The following is an 18,511-nucleotide window of genomic DNA, read 5'->3' as shown; positions in this document are numbered from 1 at the left end:
GCGGAAAGCCGGGCTCTGCAGGGGCATGAGCGAATGACGTATTGCGTGGGCATGATGCTGGATCGCGGGCTGGTGTTGATGAGCGACACCCGCACCAATTCGGGCGTCGATAACATCTCCACTTTCCGCAAGATGTACCACTGGGAAATTGCCGGTGAACGGCTGATCACAGTTATGACGGCGGGCAATCTGGCGACCACGCAGGCGGTCATCAGCCAGCTTGAGGAACGCAACAAGGCCCCGCAGGACCGGCATAATTCGCTGCTCGAAGCGCCGACGATGTTCAAGGTAGCCTCGATCGTCGGCGATCTGCTGCAGGACACGATCTCGATGCGCAGCGCCGATAACGGCGAGACCGCCGCAGCCGGCACGTTCAGCGCGACGATGATCGTCGCCGGCCAGATCAAGGGCATGGAACCGCGGCTGTTCCTGATCTACCCCGAAGGCAATTTCATCGAGGCCAGCTTCGATACCCCGTTCTTCCAGATCGGCGAGACCAAGTACGGCCGCCCGATCCTGATCCGGGGTTATGACCGCACCATGAGCTTCGAAAATGCGGTGAAGCTGATGACGGTGTCGTTCGATTCGACGCTTAAGGCCAACCTGTCGGTTGGTCTGCCGCTGGATCTTCTGGTGATGGAGCGGGACAATTTCGTGCCGCTGCACGAACGGCGTATCACCGCTGAAGACCCCTATTTCCGCGCTGTCTCCAGCGGGTGGAGCGAAGCGCTCAAGCACGCGCTCGATGCTTTGCCCGATTACAGCTTCCTGCCGATGTGGGAGGACGCGGCGGCATAGCTCTAGTGCCGGAAAAACAGCGTCAGCGATGCGACGTGGTTGACCTGGGTCTGCCCGGCCGGCCGGTCGATGATCTGATTGAGGTATCCCGCCTCGATCGTCGATGCGCCCGCCAGCCCCAGCTCCAGGCCGGCAAACATGCGTACCTGATCGAAGCCTGCCCGCGCCCCCCATTCCGTCGAATTGAGCGCGATGAAGGCCTCGGACCACACCAGCGCGTTGACCGCATCGCTGTCCGCCTTCAGCGGCGTTTCGAGCCGTGCCATCTGGCGCAGGCGCCATCCGGTGCCGTTACCGTCCGAACGCCAGCGCTGTTCCAGCCGTGTCCGCGATGACAGTTCGATACCCAGCGGTTTGCCGAGATTGGCGGAGAGTTGCTGGAAGCTGCGTTCCTCGTTGACGTCGCTTCCGCCCTCTAGCGGCACCACGACATGCGCATAGCCCTGATAGAACGACACCGCCGGCGACAGCTTCACGCCGACCGCGCCGCGCAGGAGCAACTGGTCGAGCCGGGACAGGCCATCGCCGAAGCGCGGCTGCAGTTCGGCGAAATAGATCACCTCGCCGGTCAGCGGTCCCATCGCGGTCAGGTTGATCCAGGCCTGCTCGTCCTCGCGCGTCGCCGCCAACGCGGGTGCCGTGCCGCCCATCGCAAGGGCGATGGCTGCCATCGGCAAGGACAAGGGCGTGAAGCGAAGGCGAGGCATGGCGCGGGCATCCGTTCAGGAAGGGAGCCGCCGGGTAGCTACGCGCTGTTTCCCGTTCGTTGCCCGAACACCTCGAAATGTCTCCCGAACCGGATCAGCCGCAGAAATCCTTCCCGTCCGCTTCCAGGTGGAAGTGGTTGCGGTGGGCCTCGTTGTAATCGGGCCCCAGCGTCGTTCCGAAGCGTTTGCAGGCGCTGGCGTGGACCACGCGCAGGAACCGGCGTTCGGCCGCCGTGCCGCCGCTCCAGTCGTCCAGCACGCTGATCCGGCGGCCGTCTTCCAGCACGAAGGCGGCGATATCGATGGCGTTGGCGGTGGCGTGGCCCGATCGCTTGTTGGTCCCGGCCACGTTGCGGCAGTTGTAGCTGCCGAAGGTCTCTATCCGCGACAGGCGGCTGCCCATGATCTGCTGCGCCGCGCGGTCGACCCCGAACCGCGCCCAGGCGGCGAAGCCGTTAGCCATCGTGCAGGTCACCGGGCCGAGGTTGGAGAGACCGAGCGTCGCCACGTCGCTTTGCAATGACGCCAGCCGGACGGTGCCGATATTCGAGCACCCCGATCCGAAATACTGATCGGCCAGCGGCATGAAGTTCGCCTGCTGCGCGCCAAGCTGGGCCAGGCACTGGCGCAATTGCGGGCGTGGTGAAAACGCGGTGGTGGACTGGCGCACGGTCTGACGGCGGGGCGCATCGGCCTGCGGGATGTCGAGACACCCGGACAGCAGGGCCACCAGCGGCAGGAGGGGGATCGCCTTTCGCATGATGAAGGAGATTCGCCCCAACTGGTTAATTTGCGCTTTATCACGCGGTGAGTTGAGGTGTGGACGAATGCGGCACCGTCCCTTTGGTCGATTGACTTTGCCCGGCAACCGTCTAGACGCGGCGGCGGGCCACGCGGTCCCAACGCCGCGCGAGCTCTCTGCAAGGAGAGTCTTAAATGACTGATATCGTGATTCCGGCGCGCAAGCCTGCACGCCCGTTCTTTTCTTCCGGTCCCTGCGCCAAGCCGCCCGGATATTCCCCCGCCAGCCTCGCCATCCAATCGCTCGGCCGTTCGCATCGCGCCAAGATCGGCAAGACGCGCCTTCAGTATTGCATCGATCTGATGCGCGAAGTGCTGCAACTGCCCGATACCCACCGCATCGGCATCGTTCCGGGTTCGGACACCGGCGCTTTCGAAATGGCGATGTGGACCATGCTGGGCGCGCGCGGCGTGACCACGCTGGCTTGGGAAAGCTTCGGCGAAGGCTGGGTGACTGACGCTGCCAAGCAGCTCAGGCTCGATCCCACCGTGATCCGTGCCGATTATGGCCAGTTGCCCGATCTTGCGCAGGTCGATTTCGCCGACGACGTGCTGTTCACCTGGAACGGCACCACCTCTGGCGTGCGCGTCCCCAACGCGGACTGGATCCCAGCCGATCGCGAAGGGCTGACCTTTGCCGATGCGACCAGCGCGGTGTTCGCCTATGATATCGACTGGTCGAAGATCGATGTCGCCACCTTCTCCTGGCAGAAAGTGCTGGGCGGAGAAGGCGGTCACGGCGTCCTGATCCTCGGCCCCCGCGCGGTCGAACGGCTGGAAACCTACACCCCCGCCTGGCCGCTGCCCAAGGTGTTCCGCCTGGTGTCCAAGGGCAAGCTGGCCGAAGGCGTGTTCAAGGGCGAAACGATCAACACGCCTTCGATGCTCGCCGTCGAGGATGCGATCTTCGCGCTCGAATGGGCCAAGGGGCTGGGCGGTCTCAAGGGGCTTCAGGCCCGCTCGGACGCCAACGCCGCCGCGCTCGACACGATCGTCGCCGACCGCGACTGGCTGAGCCACCTCGCCACGGACGAGGCCACCCGTTCGAAGACCTCGGTCTGCCTCTCGGTCGAGGGTGCGGATGCCGATTTCATCAAGGTGTTCGCGGGCCTGCTCGAAAAGCAGGATGCGGCCTATGATGTCGCCGGCTATCGCGATGCCCCGGCTGGCCTGCGCATCTGGTGCGGTGCGACTGTGGAAACGCAGGATATCGTCGATCTCGGCCCCTGGCTCGACTGGGCCTACGCCACCGCCAAATCCTGAACACCGTCGTCATTCCCGCGAAAGCGGGAACCCAGTTTCTTCGCTTCCTTGCTGGATAGCGCAAATGGGTCCCCGCTTTCGCGGGGATGACGAAAGCAGGTTTCAAGCCTCCGCCATGGCCGAATAGCGCCAGAGCAAGGAACAAGATCATGACCAAGCCCAAAGTCCTCATCTCCGACAAGATGGACCCCAATGCCGCCCGGATCTTCGCCGAGATGGGTTGTGACGTCGACGTCATCACCGGCGAGACGCCCGAGCAACTGATCGCCCGCATCGGCGAATACGATGGTCTCGCCATCCGCTCGTCGACCAAGGTGACCAAGGAAATCCTGGCTGCTGCCAAGAACCTCAAGGTGATCGGCCGCGCCGGCATCGGTGTCGATAACGTCGATATCCCGGCGGCTTCGGCGCAGGGCGTGGTGGTGATGAACACCCCGTTCGGCAACTCCATCACCACCGCCGAACACGCCATCGCCATGATGTTCGCGCTGGCGCGCCAGATCCCCGAAGCCAACGCGCAGACGCAGGCGGGCCTGTGGCCGAAGAACGGCTTCATGGGCGTCGAAGTCACCGGCAAGACGCTGGGCCTGATCGGCGCGGGCAACATCGGTTCGATCGTCGCCAGCCGCGCGCTCGGCCTGCGCATGAAGGTCGTCGCCTTCGACCCGTTCCTCTCGCCCGAGCGCGCGATCGAACTGGGCGTGGAAAAGGCCGATCTGGACACGCTGCTGGCCAAGGCGGACTTCATCACCCTGCATACCCCGCTGACCGACCAGACCCGCAACATCCTCAGCCGCGAAAACCTGGCCAAGACCAAGAAGGGCTTGCGCATCGTCAACTGCGCGCGCGGTGGCCTGATCGACGAGGCGGCGCTCAAGGAAGCGATGGATTCAGGTCAGGTTGCCGGGGCCGCGCTCGACGTGTTCCAGACCGAGCCGGCCAAGGAATCGCCGCTGTTCGGCACGCCCAACTTCATCTGCACCCCGCACCTGGGCGCCAGCACCACCGAAGCGCAGGTCAACGTCGCGCTTCAGGTGGCCGAGCAGATGGCCGATTTCCTCGTTAACGGCGGCGTCACCAACGCCCTCAACATGCCCAGCCTCTCGGCCGAGGAAGCGCCCAAGCTCAAGCCCTACATGGCGCTGGCAGAACGGCTCGGCAGCCTGGTCGGCCAGTTGACCCGCGATGCGGTGCCCCGGATTTCGATCCACGTCGAGGGCGCGGCGGCGGAACTGAACCAGAAGCCGATCACGGCGGCGGTGCTGGCCGGGTTCCTGCGCGTGTCTTCTGACACGGTGAACATGGTCAACGCCCCGTTCCTCGCCAAGGAGCGCGGCCTGGAAGTGCGCGAGGTGAAGACCGAGCGTGAGGGAGATTACCACACGCTGGTGCGCGTTTCGGTCAAGACCGATGCGGGCGAACGCTCGGTCGCCGGAACGCTGTTCAACAATGTCGAGCCGCGCCTCGTCGAACTGTTCGCGATCAAGGTCGAGGCCGACCTGTCGGGCGACATGATGTACATCGTCAACCAGGATGCCCCCGGCTTCATCGGCCGCATCGGCACCCTGCTGGGCGAAAACGGCATCAACATCGGCACCTTTAATCTCGGCCGTCACGCGGCCGGCGGTGAAGCGGTGCTGCTGCTCTCGGTCGATAGCCCGGTGCCCGAAAACGTACTGCAGGCAGCCTGCCAGTTGCCGGGCGTGAAGACGGTCAAGGCGCTCAAGTTCGCCTGATTGCCACCAGGTTCCAACGGGAAAGGGCCGATGCCGCAAGGCACCGGCCCTTTTTCGTCATGCGGTCAGCAGCCACTGCCGGGCGGGCAGGGCGGCATGCCGTCCGGCGGCGGCCCGCCGGGGAGGCGATCACCCATGGGGCCCTGGCCGCCGCTGCGTGACGGGCGCAGCTCCTGAAAATCCAGGTATCCGTCATGGTTCCTGTCAGCGGCATCGAAGCGCGCGCCCTCGTAGGCCAGCAGTTCCTGCAGCGAGAGACCGGCGTCGTAATTGGTGTTGGCCTGCGCGATCACCGTCGCGCTGAGCGGGTCGATCAGACGCGACAGCAACAGGTCATCCATGTCCTTGCCGAGCGGCGGCGCAATCGTTTCGGCTATGACTGCGCCGCCCGCGCTGCGCGCGGTCGTCTCGTCGCTGGCGGCGGAGCCCATCTGGCGTTGCCAGGCGACAAATTCATCGCGCGAGAGCATGCCGTCGCGGTTCGTGTCGGCCTTGGCGAAGCGGGCGTCGATCGCGGCAAAACGGCGGGCATCGATCAGCGCGTTGAATTCGGGCAGGGTCACGCTGCCATCGTGGTTGGTATCGCCGCTCTCGAACATCGCGGTGACCATCTTGTCGAACCGTTCACGCTTGATGGGGCGCGGCGGTGCCGGGGCGTGAGCGGCAACCGGGCCATCACCGCCGCCGTCGTCTCCTCCCGGATCCATGCCGCCGCCGGGCATGTCCTGGGCATGCACCGGAACGGCGGAGAGCAGCAGGATGGAGAGGATGGCTGGTGCGATCTTGCGCATGGTCTGACACCGTCGATGGAGTGGACCGTGCAGCGGATAGCAGCGGGCGATGATACCGCCGAACGCAAAATTGTCGCGCGACTGCGACGATTTTCCGGCCGGCCGCTTGCAATGCTTCTGCCATTCGACAAGCGCCGTGCATCCGGCTAAGGGCCCAGCCATCATGCAGGACACAGACCGCGATCTTCTGCCCGAGGGGCTTGGCGACCGTTTACCGCAAGCGGCATGGGCCGCGCAGCACGTGCGGCGGATGGCGCACGATGTGCTGGCCGGCCACGGCTATGAGCGCGTTGATACCCCGATGCTCGAATTCGAGAAGGCGCTGGCCAGCCGCATGGCGGGGGTTCAGGCGCGGCGGATGTTCCGCTTCGTCGATCCGATCAGCCTGCGCATGCTGGCGGTTCGATCGGACATGACCGCGCAAGTTGCCCGTATCGCCGCCACCAGCCTGTCGAACGCGGCGCGGCCGCTGCGGCTGTCCTATTCGGGGCCGGTGCTGGCGATCAAGGGCGATGGACTCGATCCTTCGCGCGAGCGGTTGCAGATCGGTGCCGAACTGATCGGCTCCGATTCCGTTGCCGCCGCCGCAGAGATTGTCGAGGTCGCGATCGAGGCGCTGCGCGCTGCGGGTGCGACCGGCGTCTCTGTCGACTTCACGTTGCCCGATCTCGTCGATGCGCTGAGCGCCGAGGCGCTGCCGCTGCCATCCGGCCAGATCGAGGCGGTGCGCCAGATGCTGGATGCCAAGGATGCCGGCGGGCTCGTTGATGCCGGCGGTGCGGCGTACCTGCCGCTGCTCTATGCCGTCGGGCCGTTCGCCGGCGCGATCGAGAAGCTCGCGCAGTTTGACGCCGGCGGCGTGCTCGCGGACCGGATCGACGGCCTGCGCCGGATCGCCGCGCGGGTGGAAGGCAAGGCGCGCCTGACGCTTGACCCCTCCGAACGCCACGGTTTCGAATACCAGTCTTGGTTCGGCTTCACGATCTATGCCGATGGCGTGACCGGCACGATGGGACGCGGCGGCACCTATCGCATCCTCGGCCGTGCCGGGGCGGATCCGGAGCCGGCGACCGGCTTTTCATTGTACCCCGATCCGCTGCTCGATTCGCTGGCAGTTACCAGCACCACCCCGCAGCGGCTGTTCCTTCCGCTGGGTCACGATCCGCAAGTGGCGGCACGCCAGCGCGCGATCGGCTGGGCGACAGTCGCGGCGCTCGACGAAACAGACGATGCTGTCGCACTGGGCTGCTCACACCGGCTTGAAGCCGGCGAGGCGGTTCCGCTCTGACTGCACTGCAAGGCAGGCCAACCGGCCTTGCTCTCTGCCGCTGCATACCCTAGGGCGCGCGGCGGACTTTTCGATAGCAGCGAAAGCATTTCCCCTTGGCAAACGTAACCGTGATTGGCGCCCAGTGGGGCGATGAAGGCAAAGGCAAGATCGTGGACTGGCTCGCCAGCCGGGCCGATGCCGTGGTGCGCTTTCAGGGCGGCCACAACGCCGGGCACACGCTGGTGGTGGGCGAGCAGGTTTACAAGCTCTCGCTGTTGCCCTCGGGCATCGTTACCGGCACCCTGTCGATCATCGGCAACGGGGTCGTGCTCGATCCCTGGGCGCTCAAGGCGGAGATGGAAAAGCTGTCCGGGCAGGGCGTCTCGATCACCACCGAGAATTTCGCCATCGCCGACAATTGCCCGCTGATCCTGCCGGTCCACCGCGATCTCGACGGCCTGCGCGAAGCTGCGGCGGGTGCGGGCAAGATCGGCACCACCGGGCGCGGCATCGGCCCCGCCTATGAAGACAAGGTCGGCCGTCGTGCGATCCGGGTGTGCGATCTTGCCCACCTTGACGCGCTGGAGCCGCAACTCGATCGCCTGTGTGCCCACCACGATGCCCTGCGCGCCGGCTTCGGCCAGCCGCCGGTGGATCGCGCCGCGCTGCTGGAAGAGCTGCGCGCCATCGCCCCGTTCGTGCTCCAGTTCGCCGCGCCCACCTGGCGGCGGCTCAACAAGGTCAAGAAGGCCGGTGCCCGCATCCTGTTCGAAGGCGCGCAGGGCGTGCTGCTCGATGTCGATCACGGGACTTATCCCTTCGTCACCAGCTCCAACACGGTTTCGGGCACGGCAGCCAGCGGTTCAGGCCTTGGCCCTTCGGCGACGGGCTTCGTCCTGGGCATCGTCAAGGCCTATACCACCCGCGTCGGATCGGGTCCGTTCCCGACCGAGCTGGAAGACGAGACCGGCCAGCGGCTGGGCGAGCGCGGCCATGAATTCGGCACCGTGACCGGCCGCAAGCGCCGCTGCGGCTGGTTCGACGCGGTGCTGGTGCGCCAGTCCTGCGCGATCTCGGGCGTAACCGGCATCGCCCTGACCAAGCTGGATGTGCTGGACGGGTTCGACAAGGTCAGGATCTGCACCGGCTATCGCCTCAACGGCAAGGTGCTGGACTATTTCCCCAGCCACGCCGCCGATCAGGCTGCGGTCGAGCCGATCTATGAGGAAATGGACGGCTGGCAGGGCACCACCGCCGGTGCGCGGTCCTGGGCAGACCTGCCGGCGCAGGCGATCAAGTACATCCAGCGCGTGCAGGAACTGATCGAGACCCCGGTCGCGCTGGTATCCACCAGCCCCGAGCGCGAAGACACGATCCTGGTCCGCGATCCTTTCGCGGACTGATCGCCCAGCCGGCGTCAGTGCACCCGCGTCTCAGGCTGCCCGATCATCGGCACCCGGCGGGCGGCGGATGCACAGGTCGGCGATGGTGCGGATCAGGTCTGCCTGGCGGTTGACCCCCACTTTTGCGAGGACAGACTTAACCTGCGTCTTGACGGTGTGCGCGGATTTGCCGGCCTGTTCGGACAGGCTGGCGACTGACTGGCCCGCTGCCAGTCCCTGGACGATCGACGCTTCGGCGGCGGTCAGCCCGAACAGGCTTTGCAGCATGTCTGCCGGGATCGCCGGGCGCTTGTCGACCGAGGCGAAGATGACCAGCGCGGTGATCCCCGAAAAGATATCGCGCGCGTCTCCGCGCAGCGGCAGGACGTGAACGACGTCGCGGCAGTGCCCGCCATCGCCGGGCAGCGCGATCGAAGTGCCCTGACCGTCGTGCCCGCCGGCCGCGTCGAGCGCGGCTTGCAGCATCTGGTCGAGCTGCGGATCGCTCAGCCGCAATCCACCCGCCATCGCCAGCGCCCCGGCCTCCAGCCGGGTCTGGAGCAGCGCATTCGCCGCCATCATCCGCCGCCCGTTCAGCGCGGCAGCGGGCAGGCCGACGATGTCCAGCGCGGCGATCATCCCGCGCGCCTGTTCCAGCCGCAATTGCGCCGCCATGATCGCCGAACGCGCCAGATGCGGGCGCAGGGCGTCGAGATGTTCGACCGACCCCAGCAACTCCGGCACCTTGGTGAAGCCTTCGATCGTGAGGACAAGGTGATTTTCGCCGCTGCTGCGCAAGCTGGTGGCAGCCGCCAGCGGCCAGCCGCGCGGGACGAGGAAATCGGCGTACATCGGCAGGCGCGCCATTTCGTCAAGCGTGTGGAAATCGAGGTCGGTCTCGAACCCGGGATGCTGGCGCGCGATCAGGCGGGGGACCCGGTCGTTGTGCTCCATGTGGCCGGCAGCTACGAAGTCCTGCGCCACGGCCAGCGCTTCAGGCGATCCCGCGAACCGTGCACCGTCTTCGGACCGGGCAATCAACAGACCGCCTTTCGCGCCGACACCGCGCCCAATATCCTCCAGAACACCCGACCAGCCATCCGGCAGGACGGCGGCTTCGTAGATACGGTCGATCAAGTCGGCTGAAAAGATGTGACGTCCCCCAATACCGGTCCTTCGCAGTTAAAAAATAGCAAACGAACCGGGAATTGACGCCATGTTTACCGTGTTTGGGGTATGGCAGTCTACTCCCGATCGCAGTAATTTTATTGCACCGATCATAGGGCAGTATGATCGGACAGGGGGAAGTATGAAAAATTCGATCACGCGCTTTGCCGTGGGGATGATGGCCATCTCCGCAAACAGTTCGATTGCGCTGGCGCAGCAGGTGGACAGCGTCACCGCGCCGAACAGCCCCGGACGGGTCTACGTCCGCATGCAGTTCGACAATGCCAACGATAGCGGTAGCCTTGACGTGCCGTTCGACAGCAGCTTCGTGGCCAAGGATGCCGGGCTGGACCTGCTGCATCTGCTGGACATTCCCGATATCTACGGGTTCGACGGCACCAACGATGTCGGCACGTTCAGCCTTGTCACCGCCACCACCAACATCCTCGGAACGCAGGTCCAGGCGCGCTATATCGAAGGCGTGCTGGCAGTCGGCCAGAACGGTCAGCCCAACGCGATCAGCGGCGATGTCATTACCGATGCTCAAGGCGAATTCGTCGATTTCGAGGGTGTCGGGCGGTTGAGCATTACCGTGCCGTGCCTCAGCGGTGACCGTGTTCCGGTGCGCACCACCAATGCCGCCGGCCAGCAGGTCGTCAACTTCGATGGCTGGCGCGCGGTTGATCAAGATGGGGTCTACACGGCGGCACCCGCTGGCGTCTCGCAGGCAGCGTTCGACAATATCGAGAGCGACTATCAGGATCCGTACTCCGTCGTCTTCATTGGCTTGGACCCGAACAATGCGGCGGAGCTGGCCTTCGCCAAGTACGAGCAATTCCTGGATGCCAATTCCTCGCAGGCACCCAACGACCCCCAGACGGGCGTGGCCTGGGGTTATCGCGGCTCGCAGCAGTTCAGCAGCAGCCAGATGCTCAAGGGCATTTATGGCTGCTCGGTCAGCAAGGCCGGCGTGAACCCGCTGGTCGGCAATGCCGACAGTCTGCAGCAGCAGATGGTCGAACAGGCGCTGGACTTCACGTTGCCCACCTTCGGCGTCGATGAAGCGCCGTGGGGCCTGGGGCTCAGAATCGGCCGGGTCAACAAGCAGGGGGCCGTCGGCACCCAGTACGATGCCCGCATCAACCGGGCGTTCCGCCTGTCCGAAGGCAGTCGTGCGCTGCTGATCCTCGATGTTCCGGTATCCTACTCCGACGTGAAGGGTGTGCGCACTTTGCGGGTATCGGGCGCGATGGCGCTGCGCTATCCGGTCAGCCGGCGCTGGAGCCTCGAACCCCGGGTCGGCTTCGGCTATGTCAATGCCTATGATCAGGGGCTGGAAGGCCAGGTCATGACCGGCAGCCTCAGCAGCCTCTACATGCTCGACAACATCGGTCGCGGTTCGCTGACGATCGGCAACATGGTCGGCTACACCAAGGTCATCAAGGCCGAGCTTTACGGCTACGACGTGGGCAACCGCACCAACAACGTGGTCTTCCGCAATGGCTTCGCTTACGATCTCCCGCTCAGCGGCGTGCGGGTGGGCAAGCGCCAGTCATCCGTGCGGGCCAGCTATGCCTTCACCAAGTACGTGGGTGACGAGCTTTATACCGAGAACATCCACGAGGCGACGCTGTCGATGGGCGTGCGCACCCGCGAGACCGATACGCGCTCCAGCGAGGAGCTGTTCCGCTTCGGCCTGATCGGCAAGCTGGCCAACAACTACAAGAGCGGCCACCTGTTCATCGGTTACCGCTTCTGATCCCGGCGGCCGGTCCGGAAGGGCCGGCCGCACCCTTTGCGCAAGCTTAGGTGCCCCGCTGGGCTCCCCGGTGAAACAATCGGGTTTGACGCGCCATTTCGCGCCGGATTGAGCCACTATTCGTCGCGTTTGCCTATGGCGGATGACAAATTGTTAACCTCGCTATCCTTATTTTCCTCGGGCATCCCGCGAGCAATTTCTGCGTGGGGCAGGCGGTTGTGATCGGCGCAAATCGATCGTCTCCCGCCGGAAAGGGCAGCGCGGCCGATGACGAACGATGGCGTACTGGTGGACGAACCCGGCAGGCTTGCGGCGCTGGCCAGGCTCGCCGTGGTCGATACCCCGCCTGAAGAGCCGTTCGACAATGTCGTATCGCTGGTGCGCAATATCCTCGATGTTCCGATCGCCGCCGTTTCCCTGATCGAGCAGGACCGGCAGTGGTTCAAGGCGCGGTCGGGCTTCGAAGCCACCGAAACGCCACGCAGCGCCTCGTTCTGCTCGCACACCATCCTCAAGCACGAGCCGCTCGTCATAGAGGACGCGCGACTGGATGTCCGCTTTGCCAACAGCCCCAGCGTGCTGGAAGCCCCGTTCGTGCGCAGCTACGCCGGCATCCCGCTATGCACCCCGGATGGGTACAATATCGGTTCTCTGTGCGCCGTGGATACCCGCGTGCGGCGCTACACGGAAAACGATCTGGCGATCCTGGGCAACCTGGCGCGGATCGTCATGAACGAGCTGGAACTGCGGCGGATCGCCGGCCGCGATCAGTTGACCGGCGCGCTGACCCGGCGCGGCTTCATAGAAGCGGCCGAGCAGGAAATCGTGCGTTTCCTTCGCTACGGCCGGCCTGCAAGCCTGATGCTGATCGATGTCGATCACTTCAAGTCGGTGAATGATACCCACGGCCATCCGATGGGCGACAAGGTGTTGCGGCATCTGGCTGCCTCGATCTCCTCTGCCAAGCGGCCGGTCGACGTGCTGGGGCGCCTGGGGGGTGAGGAGTTCGCGCTGCTGCTGCCCGAGACCGATGTGACGAACGCGGGTGCCGTCGCCGAACGCCTGCGCCGGACAATCGCCGGCGATTACGTCCCCATTCCGGGTTTCGGCGAATTGCAGATCACCGCCAGCATCGGCATCGCCCCGGTTCGCACCGGCATCGCTTCGGCAGAAGACTGGATCGCCGCCGCCGATGCCCCGCTTTATGCGGCCAAGCGCGCCGGCCGCAATCGTTGCGAGCTGGCGCGGGCAGCCTGATCTCGGCGGGCTGACCCTCAGAAATCGACGGCGATTCCCTTGTGCACCCAATCGCCGTAGCGGGTGGGGGACAGTTCCTCGGCGTCCTCTGCCTTCCGATCTTGCGGCACCGGGGCCGGCACCGGATCGTTGGTCCAGTGGGCCGGCTTGGTGAAGCCTTCGGGACGTTTTGTCGCGCGTTCGGTCATGGCCCCCATGTGGTGCGGCTGGCGGTAAAACGCAATCCGATATAGACGCGCGCCGATGGACATTCCCGGCTTTCCCGCGCGCCGCGCCGCGCTCACCCTGATCGATGCCGTGTTGCGACGTGGCGAAACCCTGGATCAGGCGGCAAGCTCCGCGCTTGGCCGTGTGAAGGGGGACGCCGACCGGGCTCTGGCCCGCGCCATTGCCAGCGAAGTGCTGCGCTGGCGCCGGGACCTTGATGCCCTGATCGACAGCGCCACCGCGCAAGTGTTGCCCGCCGACGCCAAGCCGCGCGCGGTGCTGGAGATCATGCTGGCCCAGGTTCTGCGCCTCGATACGCCGCCGCATGCGGTGATCGCCACCGGACTGCCGTTGTTGGCGGGCGGGCCGCGCCGGCTGGCCCACGGCGTATTCTCGACCCTGATGAAGCGCGGTGTAAGCTTGCCGCAGGCACCCGGCCTGCCGGATGCAGCAGCGGCGCGGTGGGGCGAACGGGCAGGGGCGATCGCTGCCGGCCTTGCCGAGCCGCCGCCGCTCGACCTGACCTTGCGCGATCCGGCCGAGACGGACCTGTGGGCTGAGCGGCTCGGTGGCGTTTCACTGCTGCCGGGGCATCTGCGCCTGCCGCGCGGGGCAGCGGTGGAGGGGCTGGCCGGTTTCGGCGAAGGCGCATGGTGGGTGCAGGATCTGGCCGCCGGGCTGCCGGTGCGGTTGCTGGGTGAGGGCCGTGGCCGCCGCGTGCTGGACCTGTGCGCCGCACCGGGCGGCAAGACATTGCAGCTTGCCGCTGCCGGGTGGGACGTCACTGCGCTCGACATCGCCGGCCGACGCATCCAGCGCCTGCGTGACAACCTCGCCCGCACTAGCCTTCATGCCGAGGTGGTGCAGGCCGACGCGCTGGCCTGGGAGCCGCCCGCGCCGTTCGATGCGATCCTGCTCGACGCGCCGTGTACCGCCACCGGCACCTGCCGCCGCCACCCCGATGTCCTCCATCGCATCGGCGCGCGCCAGATCGCGGATATGGTGCCGCTGCAGCAGCGCCTGCTCGATCGCGCCGCCCGATGGCTCAACCCCGGCGGCACGCTGGTCTACGCGGTATGTTCGCTCGAACCCGACGAGGGCGTGGGGCAAGCGGCGCGGGTCAGGCTGTCTCCCGATCCTATCCTTGCCACCGAACTGCCGGCCGGCCTGGCCCCGACCGGCGACGGATGGCTGCTCACCGATCCCGGCATGCTGTCGGAGGCGGGCGGGCTGGACGGGTTCTTCGTGGCCCGCTGGTGTCGATAAGCTTGCAAGGGTTCGATCGCTGATAATCGGGGAATGCTGAGACCTGAGCCAACCGAACGAATAATGGTAAGGGGCGCGCGATTAATGCCCCCTTACGGATTAGGTTTCTGACATACTTGCTCTGGATGCCAGTCTATCCATGCGGATGCTAGAGTCGTTCCGTGTTTGAAAGAATCGGGAGGGATTCCCCTGAGGGGCAATTTGTGATTCAAGCTGGGTACTGGACAGGAGGCCAGCATGGATGAGGCCCTTATCGTCGGATTTGCGGGAGCGTTTTTGCCGGGCGCTTGACCGTGGCATGTCGGCTCGATCGGCTGCGCGGACGCTTGATGTAAGCGCCGCGACGGGAGTTCGCTGGGCGCAAGCGTGGCGGACGCGCGGGACGATCGAGCCGGGCAAGGTCGGTGGCCATCTTCGTCCGCGTCTGGAGAGCGAGCGCGAATGGCTCATGGCGCGGATCGCGCAGAAAAAGGACCTGACCCTGCACGAACTGCTGGCCGAGCTTCGCGACGAGCGGGGCGTGGTGGTGTGCTGCGATACGCTGTGGCGGTTCCTGAAGCGCTGCGGCAAGACGTTTAAAAAAAGACGCTCTTCGCCAAGGAGCAGGATCGGCCCGATGTCGCCCGGCGTCGTGCCCGCTGGTTCTGGCTCCAGCGCTGGATAGATCCCAGGCGCATGGTCTTCGTCGACGAGACCTGGGCCAAGACCAACATGACCCGGACCCACGGCTGGCATGACCGGGGCAAGCCTCTGATCGACAAGGTGCCGCACGGACACTGGAAGACGCTGACCTTCATCGCAGGGCTCAGGCACGACGGCATCGTCGCCCCCTGTGTGCTCGATGGCCCGATCAATGGCGAGACCTTCACCGCCTGGGTCGAGCAGTTCCTGATCCCCGAGCTGGCCCCCGGCAGCATCGTGGTCATCGACAATCTCGGCAGCCACAAGGGTGCCAAGGTCCGAAGACTCCTGAAAGCGGCAGGCATCAAGCTGCTCTTCCTGCCGCCCTACTCTCCCGACCTCAATCCCATCGAGGAGATGTTCTCCAAACTCAAGCGGCTCTTGCGAAAGGCCAACGAGCGCACCGTCGAGGCAACCTGGCGACGCATCGGAAACCTGCTCGACCACTTCCCGCCAAGCGAGTGCGCAAACTACATCCGGGGTGCCGGATATGCCTCAATATAAGTCAGAAAGACTCTAGCGCGCCACCACCTCCCGCAACCGCGGCTACAACCGTCAGGAATGCTCCCAGTCGTTGCCAAAATGAAAGCGTAAACCGCTTGGCAACTTCGACAGGTCGGCCATCCCAAAAGAGTGCTCCGTCCTCCCCCACGCCAAGGTGACCCAATCCATCGACCGATATAGGGCGCACGCCTCTCCGCCAACTGGTCGGCCTTGCGGCGGTAGACTGCGCCGGATGGGGCGTATGGGAGCCAGGCGGCAGTTCTTCATCATCTTTCATCGCATGTCTTCCTTCGCCGCAAACGTACCGGCGGTCATCCCAGTGGCAACTGCCCGAGCTTACTATAGATGAGTTGGCCATGCGCCCTAACCGCAGGCCAGACAATCGCATCTGTGAGCGGATCCGCCATGTGGAGTTGTACCATAGGGCTCACGATGAGCTGCAACTCGCTTTCCCAAGTTGTGGCTTCAATTATATCATAGGCGAGCGTTTCGCCTGCATCGCATCCCGTCAGCGTGTAGGCTATGTCGATATCGCTCTTATCGGTGAAAACTCCCTTTGCGCGTGAGCCGAAGAGAAAGAGCTCGCAAATCCGGTTTTTTCCACTGGCCCAATTTGCTGCGCTTTCCCGCCATCCCTCAGGTAGTCCATCATTCATGAGCTGATCCAGTTAGTTGCCTGCTCCGGGCCGCTGCCAAAAAATGCCTTCTCCTAGCCCTTCACCTTATCCTGAAAGCTCTTGCGCAGTTTCAATAGCTTGGGCGGGATAACCGCCAGGCAATAGGGATTGCGCTGGCCTTCGCCGTCCCAGTATTCCTGATGGTAGTCTTCGGCCGGATACCAGGTGTCAGGCCCTTCGATCGTCGTTACCGCGTGCTCGCCGGGGTGATCGGCGTTCCACCGGGCGATCGCTGCCTCGGCCTCGGCCCGCTGATCGTCATCGAGCGGGAAAATCGCCGAGCGGTACTGGGTGCCGATATCATTGCCCTGCCGGTTGAGCTGGCTCGGATCGTGCGTGCCCATGAACACGTCGAACACCTCGGGCAGGGTGATGACCGCTGTATCGAAGGTTACCATGATCGCCTCGGCATGGCCGGTGCTGCCCGAACAGACCTGCCGGTACGTGGGATCGGGCACGGTGCCGCCGATATAGCCGCTCTCCACCGCCGTCACGCCGATGACGTCGCGAAACACCGCCTCGGTGCACCAGAAGCACCCACCGGCGACGATCGCGGTCTGCTGGGTCATGAAAGTTCCGTCCTTTTCGATGGCCCAAGGCCCCGTCAGCGCCAAGGTAGGAAGCCATCGGCTGCTTGTCATCGCCCCGCCAGCATTCGCCGCGCCATTCAGGTGGACTTCGCCCTGCGGGAGAAATAAACCACCGCCCCATGACCAAGGTTACCGTCGCCGCCCTGCAACTCGCCCTCGGCTCCGCCGACGAGGACGAGAACATCGCCGCGGTCTCCGCGCTGGTGGAGCAGGCGGCCGGGCAGGGGGCCGAGATCGTGCTGCCGCCCGAGCTGTTCTCCGGCCCCTATTTCTGCAAGGTGGAGGACGAGGCGCTGTTCGCGCTGGCCCGGCCCGCCGCGCAGCACCCCTCGGTGATCGCCATGCAGGAACTGGCCGCGCGGCTGAAAGTCACCATCCCGACCAGCTTTTTCGAGCGCGACGGCCACCACTATTACAACACGCTGGCGATGATTGGGCCCGACGGCACGATCAGCGGAACCTATCGCAAGAGCCACATTCCCGATGGCCCGGGGTACGAGGAAAAGTACTATTTCCGCCCCGGGAATGACGGTTTCAAGGTGTGGGACGTGCCGGTGCGCGATGGCACCGTGTGCATCGGCGTCGGCGTGTGCTGGGATCAGTGGTACCCCGAATGCGCGCGGGTGATGGCGTTGATGGGGGCCGAACTGCTGTTCTATCCCACCGCCATCGGCTCCGAACCTTATGACGCCACGCTCGATACCAGCCGCATGTGGCGTCGGGCGATGGTCGGCCATGCGGTGTCCAACTGCATGCCGGTGATCGCCGCCAACCGCATCGGGGCCGAACCCGAATGCGGCAGCGAACAAAGCTTCTACGGGCACTCGTTCATCACGGACGAATGGGGCGATTTCGTCGCCGAATATGGTAGCGAAGAAACCGGGGGGCTGCTCGCCGAACTCGACCTGGCCCGCGCCGCCACGCACCGCGCCGGCATGGGCTTCTTCCGTGACCGCCGCCCGCAACTCTACGGCCGCATCGCGCAGGATATCTAGGCCACGTGGCCAAGCACCGCTATCTGGTCGCCCTCGGCTCCAACCAGCGCCACCCGCGCCACGGGTCCCCGCGCCAGGTGCTCAAGGCGGCGCTGGCCGCGCTCGATCGCGGCCACATGACGCTCAAGGCCGCCTCGCCGATCATCGAAAGCGTGCCGCTCGGCCCGTCGCGGCGGCGCTATGCCAATGCCGTCGCGCTGGTGCGCACCCGGCGCGATCCTGTCGAAATGCTCGACCGGCTCCAGCACATCGAACGCAAGTTCGGTCGCCGCCGCCAAGGCCAGCCGTGGCAGGCGCGGGTGCTCGATCTCGATGTGGTGCTGTGGGACGGCGGGGCCTGGGCCGGCGACGACCTGATCGTCCCCCACCCCCGATTTCGCGAGCGCGCCTTCGTGCTGACCCCCGCCGCCCGCATCGCCGGCCACTGGCGCGATCCGATCACAGGACTTTCGCTATGCCACCTCGCTGCCCGCTTGACCAAGCCGCGCCCCGCCCCTAGGTGACCGGCTCCGGTGCTGCCGCTCAAACGCGAACGGCGCACCCGGGGGCCCTTAGCTCAGTCGGTAGAGCAACTGACTTTTAATCAGTAGGTCGCTGGTTCGAACCCAGCAGGGCTCACCACCGCAGAAAAACGCGAAATTTTGCGGTGGTTAGGTGTCC

The 18,511-nt window shown here is 65.2% G+C and carries 18 protein-coding genes and 1 tRNA gene; 12 read left to right on the top strand and 7 right to left on the bottom strand.

All coding sequences use genetic code 11. From position 1 onward, the window contains the following. The first annotated feature begins 33 nt into the window (after nucleotides 1–33). The gene (locus IE122_RS05815; protein ID WP_189620144.1) at nucleotides 34–798 is read left to right on the top strand and encodes a proteasome-type protease; all 765 of its coding nucleotides are present in this window, start codon (nucleotides 34–36) and stop codon (nucleotides 796–798) included. Between the two features lie 2 nt (nucleotides 799–800). Here the strand turns inward: IE122_RS05815 and IE122_RS05810 are convergent, their stop codons facing one another. Together IE122_RS05810 and IE122_RS05805 are read right to left on the bottom strand one after the other, a co-directional pair. Further along, complete coding sequence (locus IE122_RS05810; RefSeq protein ID WP_189620143.1) at nucleotides 801–1,505, bottom strand: DUF2490 domain-containing protein; 705 nt, start codon at nucleotides 1,503–1,505, stop codon at nucleotides 801–803. A gap of 94 nt (nucleotides 1,506–1,599) precedes the next feature. Continuing rightward, nucleotides 1,600–2,265, bottom strand: coding sequence for an extensin family protein (locus IE122_RS05805; protein WP_189620142.1), 666 nt, complete (start codon nucleotides 2,263–2,265; stop codon nucleotides 1,600–1,602). Between the two features lie 176 nt (nucleotides 2,266–2,441). Here IE122_RS05805 and IE122_RS05800 point away from each other — a divergent pair, with 176 nt between their 5' ends. Further along, the gene (locus IE122_RS05800) at nucleotides 2,442–3,569 is read left to right on the top strand and encodes a phosphoserine transaminase (RefSeq protein WP_189620141.1); all 1,128 of its coding nucleotides are present in this window, start codon (nucleotides 2,442–2,444) and stop codon (nucleotides 3,567–3,569) included. A gap of 149 nt (nucleotides 3,570–3,718) precedes the next feature. Further along, nucleotides 3,719–5,305 (top strand): phosphoglycerate dehydrogenase, encoded by a 1,587-nt coding sequence (gene serA, locus IE122_RS05795; RefSeq protein WP_189620140.1) that lies wholly within the window; start codon nucleotides 3,719–3,721, stop codon nucleotides 5,303–5,305. 65 nt (nucleotides 5,306–5,370) lie between these two features. On the opposite strand, the gene IE122_RS05790 is transcribed toward serA, so the two are convergent. Next, entirely contained in the window at nucleotides 5,371–6,096 is a 726-nt protein-coding gene (locus tag IE122_RS05790) for an EF-hand domain-containing protein (RefSeq protein ID WP_189620139.1), read from the bottom strand. Nucleotides 6,097–6,259: 163 nt separating this feature from the next. Here IE122_RS05790 and IE122_RS05785 point away from each other — a divergent pair, with 163 nt between their 5' ends. Both IE122_RS05785 and IE122_RS05780 read left to right on the top strand, forming a co-directional pair. After that, on the top strand, nucleotides 6,260–7,384 hold the full coding sequence (locus IE122_RS05785) for an ATP phosphoribosyltransferase regulatory subunit (RefSeq protein ID WP_189620138.1): 1,125 nt from the start codon (nucleotides 6,260–6,262) through the stop codon (nucleotides 7,382–7,384). Between the two features lie 95 nt (nucleotides 7,385–7,479). Then, nucleotides 7,480–8,769, top strand: coding sequence for an adenylosuccinate synthase (locus IE122_RS05780; RefSeq protein ID WP_189620137.1), 1,290 nt, complete (start codon nucleotides 7,480–7,482; stop codon nucleotides 8,767–8,769). 30 nt (nucleotides 8,770–8,799) lie between these two features. Here the strand turns inward: IE122_RS05780 and IE122_RS05775 are convergent, their stop codons facing one another. Further along, nucleotides 8,800–9,885: a helix-turn-helix transcriptional regulator gene (locus IE122_RS05775; RefSeq protein WP_189620136.1), complete on the bottom strand. Its 1,086-nt coding sequence runs from the start codon at nucleotides 9,883–9,885 to the stop codon at nucleotides 8,800–8,802. Between the two features lie 172 nt (nucleotides 9,886–10,057). Here IE122_RS05775 and IE122_RS05770 point away from each other — a divergent pair, with 172 nt between their 5' ends. Both IE122_RS05770 and IE122_RS05765 read left to right on the top strand, forming a co-directional pair. Further along, a complete protein-coding gene (locus IE122_RS05770) occupies nucleotides 10,058–11,674 on the top strand; it encodes a hypothetical protein (protein WP_189620135.1) in 1,617 nt (538 codons plus the stop codon). Between the two features lie 267 nt (nucleotides 11,675–11,941). Beyond that, nucleotides 11,942–12,931, top strand: a complete 990-nt coding sequence (locus IE122_RS05765) for a sensor domain-containing diguanylate cyclase (protein ID WP_189620134.1) — start codon at nucleotides 11,942–11,944, stop codon at nucleotides 12,929–12,931. Between the two features lie 17 nt (nucleotides 12,932–12,948). Here IE122_RS05765 and IE122_RS05760 read toward each other — a convergent pair whose 3' ends face one another. Next, entirely contained in the window at nucleotides 12,949–13,119 is a 171-nt protein-coding gene (locus IE122_RS05760) for a DUF1674 domain-containing protein (RefSeq protein WP_189620133.1), read from the bottom strand. 55 nt (nucleotides 13,120–13,174) lie between these two features. Here IE122_RS05760 and IE122_RS05755 point away from each other — a divergent pair, with 55 nt between their 5' ends. Further along, nucleotides 13,175–14,404: an RsmB/NOP family class I SAM-dependent RNA methyltransferase gene (locus IE122_RS05755; protein ID WP_189620132.1), complete on the top strand. Its 1,230-nt coding sequence runs from the start codon at nucleotides 13,175–13,177 to the stop codon at nucleotides 14,402–14,404. A gap of 241 nt (nucleotides 14,405–14,645) precedes the next feature. Next, nucleotides 14,646–15,589, top strand: a protein-coding gene (locus IE122_RS05750; RefSeq protein WP_189620131.1) for an IS630 family transposase whose coding sequence is annotated in 2 segments (ribosomal slippage) — nucleotides 14,646–14,981 and nucleotides 14,984–15,589 — 942 coding nt in all. Because the reading frame shifts where the segments join, the coding sequence is not laid out codon by codon here. Between the two features lie 311 nt (nucleotides 15,590–15,900). On the opposite strand, the gene IE122_RS05745 is transcribed toward IE122_RS05750, so the two are convergent. Beyond that, nucleotides 15,901–16,245: a nucleotidyltransferase family protein gene (locus IE122_RS05745; RefSeq protein ID WP_189620130.1), complete on the bottom strand. Its 345-nt coding sequence runs from the start codon at nucleotides 16,243–16,245 to the stop codon at nucleotides 15,901–15,903. Nucleotides 16,246–16,298: 53 nt separating this feature from the next. Next, nucleotides 16,299–16,835: a peptide-methionine (S)-S-oxide reductase MsrA gene (gene msrA / locus IE122_RS05740; protein ID WP_189620129.1), complete on the bottom strand. Its 537-nt coding sequence runs from the start codon at nucleotides 16,833–16,835 to the stop codon at nucleotides 16,299–16,301. A 140-nt stretch (nucleotides 16,836–16,975) separates the two neighbouring features. On the opposite strand from msrA, the gene aguB reads away from it, so the two are divergent. The 3 genes from aguB to IE122_RS05725 all read left to right on the top strand — a co-directional run bounded on the left by aguB (nucleotide 16,976) and on the right by IE122_RS05725 (nucleotide 18,472). After that, nucleotides 16,976–17,851, top strand: a complete 876-nt coding sequence (gene aguB / locus IE122_RS05735; RefSeq protein WP_189620128.1) for an N-carbamoylputrescine amidase — start codon at nucleotides 16,976–16,978, stop codon at nucleotides 17,849–17,851. Between the two features lie 5 nt (nucleotides 17,852–17,856). Next, complete coding sequence (gene folK / locus IE122_RS05730) at nucleotides 17,857–18,354, top strand: 2-amino-4-hydroxy-6-hydroxymethyldihydropteridine diphosphokinase (RefSeq protein ID WP_189620127.1); 498 nt, start codon at nucleotides 17,857–17,859, stop codon at nucleotides 18,352–18,354. A gap of 42 nt (nucleotides 18,355–18,396) precedes the next feature. Beyond that, nucleotides 18,397–18,472: transfer RNA gene (locus tag IE122_RS05725), tRNA-Lys, on the top strand. The last annotated feature ends 39 nt before the right edge of the window (nucleotides 18,473–18,511 follow it).

The organism is Novosphingobium colocasiae, assembly GCF_014652555.1.
Taxonomy (GTDB): domain Bacteria; phylum Pseudomonadota; class Alphaproteobacteria; order Sphingomonadales; family Sphingomonadaceae; genus Novosphingobium; species Novosphingobium colocasiae.
This window is presented reverse-complemented; position numbering and strand designations above follow the sequence as displayed.